Below are 13,554 nucleotides of genomic sequence, written 5' to 3'. Positions count from 1 at the left end.
CCTGCATGCTCGCAATCATCGGTGGTAGCGGACTGACCCAGCTTTCGACGCTGGAAGTGATGCGGCGCGAGGTCTGCCGCACCCCGTTCGGCGAGCCTTCGGGCGCCCTGACCTTCGGCACCCTGGCCGGAAAGACGGCGGTCTTCCTCGCCCGGCATGGATATGGCCACACCATTCCGCCGCACCTGGTGAACTATCGCGCCAACATCTGGGCGCTGAAGCAGGCCAAGGCCAAGGCCATCATCTCGGTGGCTTCGGTCGGCGGCATCCGCGAGGACTTCGCGCCCGGCACCCTGGTGATCCCTGACCAGATCATCGACTACACCTGGGGCCGCAAGAGCACCTTCTTCGAAGGCGGCGATACCCCGGTCCGCCATATCGACTTCACCCACCCCTACGACGACAAGCTGCGCCAGCAACTGCTGGCTGCGAGCGCGGCAGCGGGAGAGCATGTATTCGACGGCGGCGTGTATGCGAGCATGCAGGGGCCGCGGCTGGAAACGGCTGCGGAGATCAACCGCCTGGAACGCGATGGCGCGCATCTCGTCGGCATGACGGGCATGCCGGAAGCCGCACTGGCGCGCGAGCTGGAACTGCCGTACGCCGCGATCAACGTGGTGGTGAACTACGCTGCGGGGCGGTCGTCGAGCGAGCACGGCATCCACTTCGACAGCATCGAACTCGTGATGCACGAAGCGATGGTCCGGGTGCGGCGCATCCTCGAGGAATTCTGCCGGATCGCCTGATCGCCGCTGAGGCGGCTCAGGCCGCCGGCAGCCCGGTCTGTGCCAGGTGGCGCTTGAGCTTGTTCAGGAGTTCCAGCAACTGCATCTTCTCGTCGTGCTCGAGGCCGGCGAAGAGGTCGATCACCCATGTTTCGTGCGAACTGGCCATCTTGCGGAACTGGCGCTTGCCCTCGCGGGTGAGATGCACGGTGTAGGCGCGGCGGTCGCGCGGATCGTCGCGGCGCTCGACCAGACCTTCCTCGACCAGCTTGTCGGTAAGGCCGGTGACGTTGCCGCCGGTCACCATCAGCCGGCGTGACAGCTCGCGCATTTTCAGGCCATCCGGATTGCGGTCGAGCTGCGCCATCAGGTCGAAACGCGGCAGCGTGGAGTCGAAACCGGTGCGCAGCTGGTTGCGCAGGCGCGACTCGACGATGTTGGTGCAGGTCAGCAGCCGCAGCCACACCCGCAGCGCTTCGTGATCGTCGTCGGTGGCACGGGTTTCATGGTCGATGATGTCCGGATCGGCACCGGCGGTCGTATCGATTTGTTCTAGGCTCATGGCAATACCTGCGGCTTCTGCATTCGGTCGGCGGGAGGTCTTCCCCCGTGTTCGCTGCATTCTACTCCGTGCAAGCGACTAAATCATTCACGTCTAAATGATAGCGGGAGCAGCGTTGCTGCCACAGGGCAGAACCTAGCCCGGCAGGCCTCGCAGCAAGGCCAGGCTGCGCTGGAACAGCGGGGACGAAGGGGTGACGAAGGCATCGCACAGGCTGAGGTGGTCGTCGTCCGGCATTGAGACGGTTCCGCGCCAGACCGGCGCCCAGGCCCACGCAAGCATCCCGAGCTGGCGATGGAACTCCGGACTTTCGCGTCCGCCGACCGCGCCGAGCACCGGTGCTGACGTCGCCGGCGACAGCCGGCACGGGCTGAGGCCGGCGACACGCGACGGCGTAAAGTCGAGATCGGCATGAAGCACCGGCACCGTTGCCAGTGGCGCCAGATCGGCGAGTGGGCTGAGGGCGATGCCGCCTGCCAGCAACTCGGCCGGCAGATCGTTCGCCGCTGCGGGCCAGTCGGTGGCCAGCGCCATCGCCGCCAAGTGGCCTCCCGCCGAATGACCGCCCACCACGATGCGACGACGGTCGATGCGGTAGCAGTCGGCACCGCGGTACAGCCAGGCGAGGCTGCGGCGTACCTGGGTAACGATGTCTTCCAGCGTCGTTCCAGGGGCGAGGCCGTAGTTCACCACCGCCACCGCAACACCCCGGTCGCCGTAGGGCGGCGCCACCCAGGAGAAATCGTCCTTGTGCAGCCGTCGCCAGAAGCCACCGTGCAGGAACACCAGCAGCGGATGCGGACCGTCGCCCGCGGGCAGGAAGAGATCCAGCGTTTCCGCCTCGGCCGGCCCGTAGCGCAGGTCCAACAGGCCGGGATGTGTGGCGCGGGCGAAACCGGCGCGCGCCGTCCATTCGGCCAGACTGCCGGCGAAATCCGGCACCCAGGCGCGCACGTCGTACTGATGGGCGAAATCGGTGCCGGCCGGCGCGGCAAGTGCGGCCTCAGACGCCAAGATAGCGCTCCCACAGTTCCGGTTCGGCGGCGAGCGCGGCATTGTCGCCACGCCAGGGGCTGCGTCCCTTCTCGATGAAGGCGTGGCGGTCGGCCACCCGCATCAGCTCGTTCAGATACTTGTCGATCACCAGGATGGCCTGGCCGGCCTGCTTGAGTCGGCCGAGCACGTTCCAGATCTCGCGCCGGATCAGCGGCGATATGCCCTCGGTCGCCTCGTCCAGGATGAGCAGGTGCGGATTGGTCATCAGCGCGCGGCCGATCGCCAGCATCTGCTGCTCGCCGCCGGACAGCTGGTTGCCCATGTTGTCGGCACGCTCGGCCAGGCGCGGGAAGAGTTCGTAGATCCGCTCCAGCGTCCAGCGCTCGGTCTTGCCGCTGCGGTTGGCGGCAAAGGCCAGCAGGTTTTCCTTCACCGTCAGGTTGGGGAAGATCTGGCGGCCTTCCGGCACCAGCGCCAGTCCCATCTGCGCGATGCGCTCGGTCGGGCGGCCGTCGATGCGTTCGCCGAGGAAGCGGATTTCGCCCGACCAGCGCGGCAGCAGACCGAACAGCGCGCGCAGGGTGGTGGTTTTCCCCATGCCGTTGCGGCCGAGCAGGGTGGCGGCTTCGCCCTCGCGGATCTCCAGGTTCATGCCGAACAGCACCTGGCTCTGGCCATAGCCGGTTTCCAGGTTCTCGATGGAGAGCAGGGCGCTCATTGCACTTCCTCCAATGCGTCGGTTTCGTCCTCGCCGAGATAGGCGGCGATCACTTGCGGGTTGTTGCGGATCTCGTCCGGCGTGCCGCTGGCGATGACGTGGCCCGCCACCAGCACCGACACCCGGTCGGCAAGGCGGAACACTGCGTCCATGTCGTGCTCGACCAGGATCAGCGTGTGCTCGCCGCGCAGGCTGTGGATCAGTTCTCCCATGCGTTTGGATTCCTCCGGGTCGGTGCCCGCCATCGGCTCGTCGAGCAACAGCAGGCGCGGCTTGCAGGCCAATGCCATGCCCAGCTCCAGCGCGCGCTGGCGACCATGCGACAGCGTGTCGACCACGCGCTCCATCACGTCGAGCAGGCCGACGCGGCGGGCGGCTTCTTCCGCGCCCGCGTCGAGGTCGGACTCGTCCGCCACCGTACCGAGGAAATCGAACGAATGTCCGGTGCGCGCCTGAACCGCGAGCGCGAGGTTCTCGCACACGGTCAGCCGCGGCAGCAAAGTGGTGATCTGGAAGGAGCGGACGATGCCCGCCGCCACCCGCCGGTGGATGGGCAGCCGGGTAATGTCGCGCCCCTCGAACAGGATGCGGCCGCTGTCGGAGGCGAGTTCGCCCGACAGCTGGGCGAGCAGCGTGGTTTTGCCTGCGCCGTTGGGGCCGATCAGGGCATGCACTTCGCCGGCGCGGATCTCGAGCTGGCAGCGGTCGGTGGCCACGAGCCCGCCGAAGCGCTTGACCAGATTGTCGACTTGCAGGATGGGTTGGCTCATCAGGCTTTCTCCTCGCAAGCGGGGATGGTTGCGACTCGCGTCCCCTGCGGCAGTCTGCGCAGACGCTCGCGCAGGCTCATCACGCCGTTGGGGGCCACGATCACGATGAACAGCAGCAGCGCGCCGAGCACCAGGTTCCAGTGTTCGGTGTAGCCGGAGATGGTTTCCTCCAGGATCAGGAAGATCGCGGCACCGACGAGACCGCCCCAGAAATAGCCGGAACCGCCGATGATGACCATCACCATCAGGATGCCGGACTGGTGCCAGGTCAGCGTATGCGGCGTCACGCCCATGCTGAGGTTGGCAAGCAGCGCTCCCGCCAGTCCGGCCAGCCCGCCGGACAGGGCGAAAGCCATCAGCTTGAGCCTGTACACCGGGTAGCCGATCGCCGCCATGCGCCGTTCGTTCTCCCGGATCGCCACCAGCGCGCGGCCGAAGCGCGAGGCCACCAGCCGGTAGAGCAGCAGGAAGGCCAGCCCGGCGGTGAAATAGACGAAGTAGTAGAAGGCGAGGTCGCCCTCCAGCGACAGGCCCGGCACCAGCGAACGTGCAGCCAGCGGCAGGCCGTCGTCGCCGCCGAATTCCGGCAGCGAGATCGCCAGGTAGTAGAACAGCTGGGCGAAGGCGAGCGTGATCATGATGAAGTACACGCCGCGCGTGCGCAGGCTGATGGCGCCGATCAGGAGCGCCGCCGCCGCGGCCACGCCCACCGCCAGCGGCAGTGCGATCCAGGCTGCCACCACCCCGTGCTTGGCGAGGATGGCCACCGCGTAGCCACCGGCACCGAGGAAGGCCGCATGGCCCAGGCTGATCATGCCGCCGTAGCCGAGCGCCAGGTTGAGCGCACTCGCCGCCAGCGCCAGGATGAGTACCCGGCTGCCCACGCCGATGTAGAAGTCCTCACCCAGGGTGTTCATCGCCAGGGGGTAGAGCGCCAGCAGCACCGCCATCCCGATCGCGATCCACGGGCCGGGCAAGCCGGCGATCAGCGGCGTTTCGGTGCCGCGGCTGGATCCGTTACTGGAAATCATGCTGGTCACCCCCGTGCCGGGAAGAGGCCTTGCGGCCGGAAGAAGAGAACGCCCACCATCAACAGGCTCACCATCATCGAGGCCAGCGTCGGTCCCAACGTGGCGGCGGTGCCGGAGGCGACCACCAGCTTGAGGCCGAAGGTCAGCACCAGCCGGCCGACCGTGTCTATCATCCCGACCAGCAGCGCACCGACCAGCGCACCGCGCATCGAACCGATGCCGCCGATGACGATCACCTCGAAGGCCGGGATCAGGATGGATTCGCCCATGCCCACCGACACCGCCAGCAGCGGCCCGAGCAGCGCGCCGGCCAGCGCGCACAGCGCGGCACCGAGCGCGAACACGAAGGTGAACATCGGCTTGATGCGCACGCCCATCACCGCCGCCATTTGCGGGTTCGACGCACCCGCCCGCATCCACATGCCGACGCGTGTGCGATTGACCAGCAGGTAGAGGCCGAGCGCCACCGTCAGCCCGACGCCGATGATGAGCAGCCGATAGGCCGGGTAGTAGAGCTCGTCCGCCACCAGTTCGACCGCGCCGGACAGGCTGGCCGGCATGCCTATCATCAACGGCTGGGCGCCGAAGATGATCTTGATGGTTTCGTTGGCGATCAGGATGAGCGCGAAGGTCGCCAGCACCTGCGAGAGATGGTTCATGCCCTGCAGCCGTCGGTAGAGCAGGCGTTCGAGGATGACGCCGATCGCCGCGGTAGCGAGGATGGCCAGCAGCAGTGCCGGGAAGAAGCTCTGCAGCGCCTGGAAGAAGGCCGCGGTCAGGAAGGCGCCGATCATGTAGAGCGAACCGTGGGCCAGGTTGATCAGATCCATGATGCCGAACACGAGCGTGAGCCCGGCGGCGAGGAGGAAGAGCATCAACCCGTACTGCAGGCCGTTGAGAGCCTGTTCGAGTATCAGATAGAGCATGGGAGTCCTGCCAGATTCAGGGGACGACAGCGGCCCGCCGGCCGTCGCGCGGACGGCCGGTCGTGCCATTCAGGTGCGCCGGGGCGCTGCTTACATCCGGCAGTCCTTGGCGTAGGCGTCGGCGTGGCCGTCCATCACCTTGCCGACGTAGCGGTTGCTCACCGAGCCGTCGGCCTGCTTGACCACCTCGCGCAGGTAGTAGGCCTGCACCGGGTAATGGTTGTTGCCGAAGCGGTAGTCGCCGCGGGTGCTCGGCGCCTTCACCGTTTCCAGCGCCTTGCGGAAGGCAGCCTTGTCGGCGACCTTGCCGCCGGCGGCCTTCACCGCGGCGTCGATCAGCAGTGCGGCGTCGTAACCCTGCGAGGCATAGAGCGTGGGCAGGCGGCCGAAGTCCTTCTGGAAGTCGGCGACGAAGCGCTGGTTGGCGGGGTTGTCCATCTCGCGATACCAATGGCTGGTGTTGAACACGCCTTCCATCGCCGGCCCGACTGCCTTGACCACGTCCTCGTCACCGGAGAACCCGGGCGCGAACAGCGGCGTCTTCTTCGTCATGCCGGACTGGGCGTATTGCTTGACGAAGTTGATGCCCATGCCGCCGGGCAGGAAGATGTAGAGCGCATCGGCGCCGGCCGCGCGCACCTGGGCGATCTCGGCGGCGTAGTCGAGCTGGCCGAGCTTGGTGTAGATCTCCTCGGCCACCTCGCCCTTGTAGAAGCGCTTGAAGCCGGCCAGCGCGTCCTTGCCCGCCGGGTAGTTGGGCGCGAGCAGCACCACCTTCCGGTAAGCCTTGTCCTGCACGTGCTTGCCCATCGCCTCGTGCAGGTTGTCGTTCTGCCAGGCGACGTTGAAGAAGTAGGGATTGCACTCGGCGCCGGCGTACTGGCTGGGGCCCGCATTGGCGCTGATGTAGAAGGTTTCCGAGCCGAAGAAGGCCGGGCCGACGGCCAGCATGATGTTCGAGAACACCACTCCGGTCGCCACGTCCACCTTGTCGCGCTTGATGAAGCGCTCGGTGATCTGCTTGGCGGTCTCCGGGTTCTGCGCGTCATCGGCGACGATCACCTCCGCCGGAACGCCGCCAAGCTTGCCGCCGAGGTGCTTCACCGCCAGGTTGAAACCGTCGCGGATGTCGATGCCGAGTCCGGCGCCCGGGCCGGACAGCGTAGTCATCATGCCGACCTTGATGCTGTCGGCGGCGTAGGCGCCGCTGGCAAGGCCGAAGGAGGCGCAGGCGAGGGCGAGGCAGGTCTTTCTGATCATTATGGTGGTCTCCAGAGGTGCTGCTTGAGGGCGGCGAACTTTCTCGGGACGGCAACCCACCCGGCGGGCCGTCTTGCGACGGCCACCGTGCGCGTTGCGTCGGATTCGCTCGGTTACAGGGTCTTGAGGCGGAAGCGCTGCAGCTTGCCGGTCTCGGTGCGGGGGAGGGTGTCGACGTAGGCGATGGCGCGCGGGTACTTGTAGGGCGCCACCGTCTGCTTGACGAAGTCCTGCAGCGTCTTGGTCATCGCCTCGTCACCGTTGTTGCCCGGCTTGAGCACGATGAAGGCCTTGATGATCTGGCCACGGTCGGGGTCGGGCACGCCGATCACACCGCATTCGGCCACTGCGGGGTGCGCCAGCAGTGCCCATTCCACTTCGGGGCTGGAGACGTTGTAGCCCGAGGTGACGATGATGTCGTCCACCCGCGCGTGGTAGTAGAAATAGCCGTCGGCGTCCATGTGGAAGGCGTCGCCCGGCAGGTTCCAGCCATTGCGCACATAGTTCTTCTGGCGCTCGTCGGCGAGGTAGCGGCAGCCGGTCGGGCCCTTGATCGCCAGCTTGCCGGTTTCGCCCGGTGGCAGCGGGTTCATGTCGTCGTCGACGATCATCCCGATATAGCCCGGCAGCAGCTTGCCCAGCGCGCCGGGGCGGTAGTCGTCCGGGCCCGAGGCGATGTAGATGTGGATCATCTCGGTGCCACCGATGCCGTCGTGGATCTGGATGCCACTCGCCTCGCGCCACTTGTCACGGGTGTCGGTCGGCAGCGCCTCGCCGGCGGAAACACACTTCCTGAGGCTGGAAATGTCGTACTTGCCGACCAGGCCGGCCATCTGCCGGTAGGCGGTGGGCGAGGTGAAGCAGACGGTGGCCTTGTGCTCCTGGATCGCCTGCATCAGCGGCTCGGGCGCGAGCTTCTCGAGCAGCACCGTGCTGGCGCGTGCCCACAGCGGGAAGCAGAGCAGGCCGCCGAGGCCGAAGGTGAAGGCCAGCGGCGGCGTGCCGATGAAGACATCCCCCGCGGTGGGCTTGAGGCAGTGGCGCGGGAAGACCTCGCACATCGCCATCACGTCGCGGTGGAAGTGGATGGTGCCCTTGGGCACGCCGGTGGTGCCCGAGGTGAAGCCGATCAGCGCCGGATCGTCGGCCGCGGTATCGACGGTATCGAAGCTGTCCGGCTTGCCGTCCATGCGTGCGGCGAGTTCACCGCCGTCACCAAACAGCATCACGTGCTGCAGCGTCGGGCTCTCGGCGCGAGCGTATTCCAGTTCTTCCGCCAGGCTGGCGTCGCACAAGGCGTGGCTGATTTCCGCCAGCCGGATGATCTCCTTCAGCTCCTTCGCGCGCAGCAGCGGCATGGTGCCGACCGCGACGCCGCCGGCCTTCCACACCGCCAGCCAGCAGGCCGCCAGCCACGGCGTGTTGGCGCCGCGCAGCAGCACGCGGTTGCCCGCTACCAGGCCGAGGTCTTCGACCAGCACATGGGCGAGCCGGCTGACCTGCTGCTGCAGCTGACGGTAGGTCCAGTGGATGTTCTTGCCGATGATCGCCGGACGGTCGCCATGGCCTTCGGCGATGGCGCGATCGAGCAGTTCGGTGGTGGCGTTGAGCTGATCGGGATACTTCAGCTCGGGCCGCTCGAAGATCAGTTCGGGCCACTGATCGGCGGGCGGCAGCTTATCGATGACGAAACGATCGATATGGGCACTGCGGCTCATGTTGTCTCCTCTGCCTGGGGGGCGCCCCTTGTTCACGGACGGGCCTTGGGGCCCGTTGCGACGCTGGCAGGACGACTGCCGCGACGCGTTATGAATCAAGTTTTTGCCAAACGGCGGATGAAGTCAACAACTCAATAATAAAAAAACGAATATTTTATAACTAAACTATATGAAAATGAATGGAATATTTACAAGCACTTGAAAACACAAATAAGGACGGGGCCGGCTGACGACCCCGCCACTCATCCATGTTTACCAGAGCGCGCCGCGCGCCGCACGCATCTTGCGCACCATGGCATCGAAGAACTTCACCGCGAAACCGCTATCGCGGATCAGCATCTGCGTCAGGTCGGCGCACTTCTGGCCGATCTCGGCCGGCAGCGGGTTGTCCTCGCCCGGGATCATGCCGGCGTGGCACTGGATCTCGGCCGCACGCTGCACCGTCCACAGCAGGAAGAAGGTCTTGGCGATGTCCATCTCGCCGACCGCGACGCCGTGGTTGCGCAGCACCAGGATGTGCTTGTCGCCCAGGCTGGCGAGCATGCGCACCTTCTCTTCGGCGAACAAGGTGATGCCCTCGAAGGTGTGGTAGCCGACGCGGCCGTAGAGCTGGGCGCCGTAGAAGTTGTCGTGAGAAAAACCGGCCTTCTTGTTCGCGACCGCCGACACCGCGTTGGTGTGGGTGTGGATCACGCAGTGGATGTCCTCGCGCGCGCCGTGGATCGCGCTGTGCAGCGCGAAGCCGGCGGGGTTGGCGTCGTAGGGCGAAGGCTCGACCTTGTTGCCCTGCAGGTCGACCTTGAGCAGGTTGGCCGGGGTCACTTCGGTGTAGTTGAGGCCGAAGGGGTTCACCAGGTAGTAGTTGTCGCCACCCGGCAGGCGCGCCGAGATGTGGTTGAAGATGGTCTCGGTCCAGCCGAAGTAATCGACCAGGTGGTAGCACTCGGCGAGCTGGGTCCGCAGGGCCCACTCTTCGTCGCTGCAATGGGCCGGCTTGACGACGGCCGGGCTGATGGCTGCGTTCATGTCGTTTTCCTTGTTTCGGAGGGAGGGAGGAGGAAAGTTCTCAGGCGTTGACGGCGACTGCCTGAGGGTCGTGCAGATGCTTGCCGCGAAAGCGGGCCAGCGCGATCACCTTGCGGGTGACCGGCATCGGAATGCCGAAACGGTCGGCCAGTTCGAGCACGGCATCGCCAATCGCGGCAAGTTCCAGCGGCCGGTTTTTCTCGTAGTCCTGCAGCATGGAGGTGCGCACCGGGCCCATCGCCGCACCGAGTTCAAGGAAGGTGAGCGGGTCGATCTCCACCCGCGCGCCGTAGCTCGCGGCCACCAGCAGCACCTCGCGCATGATGGCGACCACCGTTTCCTTCAGCTCAGGGCAGGTGTAGAGGTCTTCCAGCGTCGCGCCGCTGATGACCGACAACGGGTTGGTGCTGATGTTGGCGATGATCTTGGTCCACAGCTTGTCGCGGATGCGCTCCAGCGGCCGCGCCTCGATGCCGCCGCGCTCAACGATGGCGCACAACTCGCGCAACCGCTCGCTCATGCTGTTGTCCGGCTCGCCGAACATGATCAGGTGCGGGTTGCGGGCCACCACATGGCCGGGTTGGGGCGCCTCGGCGGTGATGAAGACGACGCAGCCCATCACGTTCTTGTAGGGCAGGGCGGCAGCAAGCTTGCCCTCAGGGTCGGTCGCGCGCACCGGCTGATCGGCAAAGCGGCCGCCCTCGCCGTGGAAATACCACCACGGCACGCCATTGACCGCCGGGATCACGATGGTGTGTTCGCCGATCAACGGCGCGAGCCGCGGCACCATCGCTGGCAGGTCGTGTGCCTTGGCGCAGACGAAGATGACGTCCTGCACACCGAAATCGGGCTGGTCGCTGGCGCGCACCGGGACCTGGTGGGTGCCTTCGAGATCGGTCAGGGTGATGCCGTCGCGGCGCAGCGTATCCAGCGTGGCGCCACGCGCCAGCACGCTCACGTCGAGGCCAGCCTTGGCCAGGCGGGCGGCGATCGTGCCACCGATGGCGCCGGCGCCGGCAATGCAGATTCTCGGGTTTCGAGCGGAATTCATGTTCGGCTCCACAAGCGGACGGTGGGGGTCTCCCTGGGGTCCGTGTTACGGTCGCACTGTTCTGTTTCGACAGCGTTCATCGGCATGGTTGCGGGCGAGCGGATAGCATCACCCCTGCTCATGGCCACGATGGCCAAAGCACATGGTCTTCCGACTGACCGGAACAACCCGGCCAGTCGCCATTGATGCCTCAAGTCGCCAGCATCTCCTGATGCTTGCCCCCCAGCCCCAGGTAAGCCTCGATCACCCGCGGATCGTCCTTCAGCTGCGCCGCCGGCCCTTCCATCGCGATCTGGCCGGTCTCCAGCACGTAGGCGTAGTCCGCCACCTGCAGCGCCGCGCGCGCGTTCTGTTCCACGAGCAGGATCGACACCCCGCGCCGTCTGAGCTCCGAGATGATCCGGAAGATCTCGCGCACGATCAGCGGCGCAAGCCCCAGGCTCGGTTCGTCCAGCATCAGGAGCTTCGGTTTGGCCATCAGCGCGCGGCCCACCGCCAGCATCTGGCGCTCGCCGCCGGAGAGCGTGCCGGCGAGCTGGCTGCGTCTTTCCTTCAAGCGCGGGAAGAGGTGATACACCTCCTCCATGGTCTGGCCGTGGTCGCGCTTGCCCATGCGGTAGCGCTGGAAGGCGCCCAGCGTCAGGTTGTCCTCCACCGTCATCTCGCCGAAGAGTTCGCGCTTTTCGGGGACGAGGTTCATGCCGCGCGCCACCATCCGCTCGACTTCCGGCACCGCTTCGATGCTGCCGTCGAACTGGACTTTGCCCTTGGAGTTGAGCACCCCCATGATCGCGGAGAGCATCGTCGTCTTGCCCGCGCCGTTGGGGCCGATCACGGTGACGATCTGGCCTTCGCCCACCGTCAGGTTGGCGTTGGTGAGCGCTTCCACCTTGCCGTAGGCCACGCACAGGTCCTGGATCTCCAGCACCTTGTTCTTGGTTTCGTTCGCCATGATTTACTCCACCCCGCCCAGGTAGGCTTCGAGCACCTTCGGATCCTTCTGCACGTCTTCCGGCAGGCCTTCGGAGATCTTCTCGCCGAACTCCATCACCACCACCCGATCGACCAGGCCCATGACGAAGTCCATGTCGTGTTCGACCAAGAGGATGGCCATGCCTTCGGCCTTGAGTTTCCTGAGCAGCTCGCCCAGCGCTTCCTTCTCCTTGAAGCGCAGACCCGCGGCGGGTTCGTCGAGCAGCAGCAGGCAGGGGTCGGAACAGAGCGCCCGGGCGATCTCGAGGATGCGCTGCTGGCCGAGCGCGAGGCTGCCGGCTTCGTCGAACATGTGTTCCGCGAGGCCCACGCGCTCGATCTGGCGGGCCGCTTCTGCCAGGAGGCGCGACTCTTCTTCGCGGTCCATGCGCCAGGCCGAGCTGATCACGCCCTTGTCGCCGCGCAGGTGGCCGCCGATGGCGACGTTCTCGAGCACGCTCATGGTCGGGAGCAACTTCACGTGCTGGAAGCTGCGGCTCATGCCCATGCGGGCGATCTCGCGCGAGTCGTGACCGGCCACCGGCTTGCCACGGAACAGCACCTCGCCCGAGGTCGGGGTGTCGACGCCCGAGATCTGGTTGAACATGGTGCTCTTGCCGGCGCCGTTGGGGCCGATCAGCGCGAGGATCTCGCCCGCGCGCACTTCGAGGCTCATGTTGTTGTTGGCGACCAGGCCGCCGAACTTGCGGGTGACGTTCTTGGCTTCGAGGATGAGCTCGCCCTTCTTGGGCAGTTCGCGGCGCGGCAGCTCCTTGGCGGCGGCGTCCAACGTCTTCCGCTTCGCCCCCGCAACCAAACTACGCGGGACGAGCTTGGTGAGGATGGGCCACAGGCCGTCGCGGGCGCGTTGCAGCACCACCACCATCATCAGGCCGAAGACGATGACTTCGAAGTTGCCCGACTGGCCGAAGAGTTTGGGCAGCAGATCCTGCAGCCACTGCTTGAGCACGGTGATGACGCCGGCGCCGACCAGCGCACCCCAGACGTGGCCGGCACCGCCGACCACCGCCATGAAGAGGTACTCGATGCCGATGTGCAGGCCGAACGGGGTCGGATTGACGAAGCGCTGCATGTGGGCGTAGAGCCAGCCCGAGGCGCAGGCGTGCAGCGCGGCGATCACGAAGATGATCATGCGCGAACGCGAAGTATCGACGCCCATCGCTTCGGCCATCACCATGCCGCCCTTCAAGGCGCGGATGGCACGGCCTTCGCGCGAATCGAGCAGGTTCTGGGTGGTGAAGACCGCGGCGAGCAGGAAGACCCAGATGAGGTAGAAGATCTCTTCACCCTGGTCGAGCACCCAGCCGAAGATCGAGATCGGCGGAATGCCGGTGAGGCCGGTGTGGCCGCCCAGGCTTTCCATGGTGCCGAACAGGAAGTACAGCGAAATCCCCCAGGCGATGGTGCCCAGCGGCAGGTAGTGGCCGGAGAGCTTGAGGGTGAGGGAACCGAGCACCACCGCGACCACCGCGGTGAAGACCAGGCCCACCCCCAGCGCCAGCCAGGGCGAACCGCCGGCCCAGGCGAGCCAGGCGGGCAGATCGGTGGCGGTGCACAAGAGCGCGGTGGTGTAGGCGCCCAGCCCCACGAAGGCGGCCTGGCCGAAGCTGGTGAGGCCGCCGACACCGGTCAAGAGCACCAGGCCGAGCGCCACCATGGCGTAGAGGCCGATGTAGTTCAGCAGCGTCACGTAGAACGGCGGCAGCACCAGCGGGGCCACGGCCAGCAGCGCGAGGAAGACGCCGAGCACGAGGCGGGGCGAAAGCATGGTGGAGGCT

At 66.3% G+C, this 13,554-nt stretch carries 13 protein-coding genes; 1 reads left to right on the top strand and 12 read right to left on the bottom strand.

Translation table 11 applies throughout. The annotated features are described in order from the left end of the window. Positions 1–5 precede the first annotated feature (5 nt). Positions 6–746, top strand: a complete 741-nt coding sequence (locus tag CJ010_RS13055; RefSeq protein WP_141018437.1) for an S-methyl-5'-thioinosine phosphorylase — start codon at positions 6–8, stop codon at positions 744–746. Positions 747–762: 16 nt separating this feature from the next. Here CJ010_RS13055 and CJ010_RS13050 read toward each other — a convergent pair whose 3' ends face one another. The 12 genes from CJ010_RS13050 to CJ010_RS12995 all read right to left on the bottom strand — a co-directional run bounded on the left by CJ010_RS13050 (position 763) and on the right by CJ010_RS12995 (position 13,544). After that, entirely contained in the window at positions 763–1,287 is a 525-nt protein-coding gene (locus tag CJ010_RS13050) for a MarR family winged helix-turn-helix transcriptional regulator (protein WP_141018436.1), read from the bottom strand. Between the two features lie 135 nt (positions 1,288–1,422). Next, complete coding sequence (locus CJ010_RS13045) at positions 1,423–2,301, bottom strand: alpha/beta hydrolase (RefSeq protein ID WP_168224947.1); 879 nt, start codon at positions 2,299–2,301, stop codon at positions 1,423–1,425. Beyond that, the gene (locus tag CJ010_RS13040; protein ID WP_141018434.1) at positions 2,291–3,001 is read right to left on the bottom strand and encodes an ABC transporter ATP-binding protein; all 711 of its coding nucleotides are present in this window, start codon (positions 2,999–3,001) and stop codon (positions 2,291–2,293) included. Before CJ010_RS13040 ends, CJ010_RS13045 begins: the two co-directional genes overlap by 11 nt. After that, the gene (locus tag CJ010_RS13035; protein ID WP_205754782.1) at positions 2,998–3,771 is read right to left on the bottom strand and encodes an ABC transporter ATP-binding protein; all 774 of its coding nucleotides are present in this window, start codon (positions 3,769–3,771) and stop codon (positions 2,998–3,000) included. The genes CJ010_RS13040 and CJ010_RS13035 overlap by 4 nt, the downstream gene beginning before the upstream one ends. Beyond that, positions 3,771–4,802, bottom strand: a complete 1,032-nt coding sequence (locus CJ010_RS13030; RefSeq protein ID WP_205754781.1) for a branched-chain amino acid ABC transporter permease — start codon at positions 4,800–4,802, stop codon at positions 3,771–3,773. The genes CJ010_RS13035 and CJ010_RS13030 overlap by 1 nt, the downstream gene beginning before the upstream one ends. Positions 4,803–4,807: 5 nt before the next feature. Then, positions 4,808–5,728, bottom strand: a complete 921-nt coding sequence (locus tag CJ010_RS13025) for a branched-chain amino acid ABC transporter permease (RefSeq protein ID WP_141018433.1) — start codon at positions 5,726–5,728, stop codon at positions 4,808–4,810. A gap of 90 nt (positions 5,729–5,818) precedes the next feature. After that, complete coding sequence (locus tag CJ010_RS13020; RefSeq protein ID WP_141018432.1) at positions 5,819–6,988, bottom strand: ABC transporter substrate-binding protein; 1,170 nt, start codon at positions 6,986–6,988, stop codon at positions 5,819–5,821. A 113-nt stretch (positions 6,989–7,101) separates the two neighbouring features. Next, positions 7,102–8,706 carry an AMP-binding protein gene (locus CJ010_RS13015; RefSeq protein WP_141018431.1) on the bottom strand — a complete coding sequence of 535 codons (1,605 nt, stop codon included), beginning with the start codon at positions 8,704–8,706 and terminating at the stop codon, positions 7,102–7,104. Between the two features lie 252 nt (positions 8,707–8,958). Beyond that, on the bottom strand, positions 8,959–9,732 hold the full coding sequence (locus CJ010_RS13010) for a class II aldolase/adducin family protein (protein WP_141018430.1): 774 nt from the start codon (positions 9,730–9,732) through the stop codon (positions 8,959–8,961). A 40-nt stretch (positions 9,733–9,772) separates the two neighbouring features. Then, positions 9,773–10,783, bottom strand: a complete 1,011-nt coding sequence (locus tag CJ010_RS13005; protein ID WP_141018429.1) for a ketopantoate reductase family protein — start codon at positions 10,781–10,783, stop codon at positions 9,773–9,775. 190 nt (positions 10,784–10,973) lie between these two features. Further along, positions 10,974–11,735 carry an ABC transporter ATP-binding protein gene (locus CJ010_RS13000; protein ID WP_141018428.1) on the bottom strand — a complete coding sequence of 254 codons (762 nt, stop codon included), beginning with the start codon at positions 11,733–11,735 and terminating at the stop codon, positions 10,974–10,976. A 3-nt stretch (positions 11,736–11,738) separates the two neighbouring features. Beyond that, positions 11,739–13,544, bottom strand: coding sequence for an ATP-binding cassette domain-containing protein (locus CJ010_RS12995; protein ID WP_141018427.1), 1,806 nt, complete (start codon positions 13,542–13,544; stop codon positions 11,739–11,741). Positions 13,545–13,554 lie beyond the last annotated feature (10 nt).

The sequence above is a fragment of the Azoarcus sp. DD4 genome (genome assembly GCF_006496635.1).
Taxonomy (GTDB): Bacteria; Pseudomonadota; Gammaproteobacteria; order Burkholderiales; family Rhodocyclaceae; genus Azoarcus.
The sequence above is the reverse complement of the archived record's forward strand: the minus strand, read 5'-3'. Positions and strand labels throughout refer to the sequence as shown.